Below are 2571 nucleotides of genomic sequence, written 5' to 3' on the forward strand. Positions count from 1 at the left end.
GATCTTGTCTGAACTAATACATTTAATATGTCACATCATTTTGGTATGAAAGGGAATTACACCTAATTATTCAAAAATAAGTTCTTTAAAAAGCTCCTTTTGCTCTTCAGTAAGCTCTGTAAGAGCTAAAAATTCCACAATATCTAAAACTAAATCGCTATCGATATTGAAAATTAGCTCTTCAAACATATGTTTTTGTTGATTCTTAAGCTTTTTTTAGAAATTAGTATCAATTGTTTTCGAAAGGTCTTGAACCATAAACTCCCTTTTTTACTTTCGATGAAAATATAGCCTACGATTACTTTAAAAATTGTATCTATATTGTCTAGATTTGAAAGTATAGCCTTCAATTCCAGCTTAGGACCCCCTAACTTTATATACATGCTGATAGAATTACCCAAGTCAAAGACACTATCATTTATGTAATTAAGAATTAATTCTTCTTTTTCTTTGTTACTTTCTTTTTTTTCTATTTCAGGTATGGATACTCTAAATAAGGGGCTGTAGTAACTAGGCCCTTTATGTGTAAGTAAATTCATATAAATGAATTTTTAAATTGGTGTTCAGGTGCTTTGTTTATTTCATAAGATAAATTTTTTATTCGCCCAGAAAAAATGTCAAACTCATTTTTAAATTCTAGCTCTTGAATTTGTGTATTTAATAGATCCTTAGTACTTTTTAGTTCTTTTTTACTTGTTCGCCAAGTTAAAAGAATAAAAATAGAAGTAACAGCTAAAAGTGGTGGGGTAAATATGCCGTTGAAATAATTAGCAGTATTAACCCAGTTTTCAATCGGAGCCTCTAAGTCAAAGCGAAACTTTTCAAAAAATACATATCCAATAGAAATAAAGCTTATAAATAACGTCACTACATACAAAAAAACACTCATCATCAACACTCATTTTTTTTAATATTTTAATTTTTATAACCTTAATTACTTAATAACTAGATAGAATAACGAATAGATTTTGTAATCGAGCCGCCTTTTTATGTTAGCGCAGTAAGTCGGGTTGTTTCTAGTTAATTCATCATTATCGTCGGATGGCGTGGCTTCGCCACTTATCCGACCTACGTCAAAGGTAGGTTGGTTAAGCCGAAGGCGCCACCCAACAAAGTTATAGGTTCACGCCTGGAGGATTCGCTACTAGTTTTGAGCCTTCGTAAATTAACACTCTAACTCAGCTCTTTTATCGCTCTACTTATTCCATCTAAGCTCAATGGGTACATTCTGTTATCCATCAGCTGCTTAATAAAATCAATTGATTGATAGTAAGGCCAATGTTCAACCGGTTGTGGGTTGAGCCAGGCGACTTTATCAAAGTGGTTAGTGATTCGTGCCAACCACGCGCTGCCGGGCTCTTCGTTGTAATGTTCTACCGAGCCGCCCGCATAAGCTATTTCGTAAGGGCCCATAGTGGCATCACCCACAAATATGACTTTATAGTCGCTGGTAAATTTATTAATCAGCGTCATAGTATCTATTACATTTGAATGGCGGCGCGTGTTATCTTGCCAAACATGTTCGTATAAACAGTTATGAAAGTAGTAAAACTCTAGGTGTTTAAACTCGCCGTGGGCGGCGCTAAATAATTCTTCGCAGGTATGGATGTAGTCATCCATTGAGCCGCCAATATCAAATAGCATCAATACTTTTACGGCATTATGGCGCTCGGGTGCCATTTTTACATCAAGCATGCCGCCTTGTTTTGCGGTTGCACGAATAGTCTCGTTTAAATCTAGTGTGTCGCTTGCGCCAGTGCGGGCAAATTTACGTAGTTTTTTAAGAGCGAGCTTTATAGTGCGCGAGCCAATTTCTCTGTCGGTATCAAGGTTTTTGTATTCGCGTTTATCCCACACTTTTACCGCTTGGCGATTACGGTTACCGTCTTGGCCTATGCGTACACCTTCAGGGTTATATCCATATGCGCCAAAAGGCGATGTACCACCAGTGCCAACCCATTTATTACCGCCAGCGTGGCGTTTTTGTTGCTCTTGTAAACGCTCTTTAAGAGTTTTCATAAGCTCGTCGAGCCCACCCATGGCTTTTAGTTGGGCTTTTTCTTCATCGCTTAGGTGTTTTTCAAACTCTTTACGTAGCCAATCTTCAGGTAGGTTGTGCTGTTGCTTTAAACTCTCGAGCAGGTCTAAGTCGGCAATACCGCTAAAATAATCGCTAAAGGCTTTATCAAACCTATCAAAATGGGTTTCGTCTTTTACCATTATGGTGCGTGCTAAATGGTAAAAGGCGTCTACGTCGGCAAATATAACGCCTTTTTCTAAGGCGTTAATTAAATCGAGTAGTTCGCGCAGGCTTACCGGTAGGCGGTATTTACGCAGCGTGAAAAAAAACTGTACTAGCATATAAGGGCCTGTTTATCTTTCGAGGTTAAATTTGCAGCAGTGTGTTTGGTATTTAGGCAAGGCAGAGCCTATGTAGTGTGGTTATTCCCCATAAATAGGCGATAACACAGCATAAATACCAAACACGCGCTGCCTGAAGGTTCGTCCTAGGGACGATTAACTCTTTGTTGCTCGGCTTTTACTTAGCCCACTAGGTTACAAACCTCGCGC

Annotated in this window: 3 protein-coding genes; all 3 read right to left on the reverse strand. The window is 38.2% G+C overall.

Annotated features, from left to right (window positions below; genetic code table 11):
• Nucleotides 1–66: 66 nt before the first annotated feature.
• Nucleotides 67–189, reverse strand: a complete 123-nt coding sequence (locus CWC11_RS23540; RefSeq protein WP_283241012.1) for a hypothetical protein — start codon at nucleotides 187–189, stop codon at nucleotides 67–69.
• Nucleotides 190–535: 346 nt separating this feature from the next.
• On the reverse strand, nucleotides 536–892 hold the full coding sequence (locus CWC11_RS16790) for a hypothetical protein (RefSeq protein WP_138683596.1): 357 nt from the start codon (nucleotides 890–892) through the stop codon (nucleotides 536–538).
• 281 nt (nucleotides 893–1173) lie between these two features.
• Nucleotides 1174–2361 carry a vWA domain-containing protein gene (locus tag CWC11_RS16795; RefSeq protein ID WP_138683597.1) on the reverse strand — a complete coding sequence of 396 codons (1188 nt, stop codon included), beginning with the start codon at nucleotides 2359–2361 and terminating at the stop codon, nucleotides 1174–1176.
• Nucleotides 2362–2571 lie beyond the last annotated feature (210 nt).

Source organism: Pseudoalteromonas sp. S3178 (genome assembly GCF_005886985.1).
GTDB classification, from domain to species: Bacteria; Pseudomonadota; Gammaproteobacteria; order Enterobacterales; family Alteromonadaceae; genus Pseudoalteromonas; species Pseudoalteromonas carrageenovora.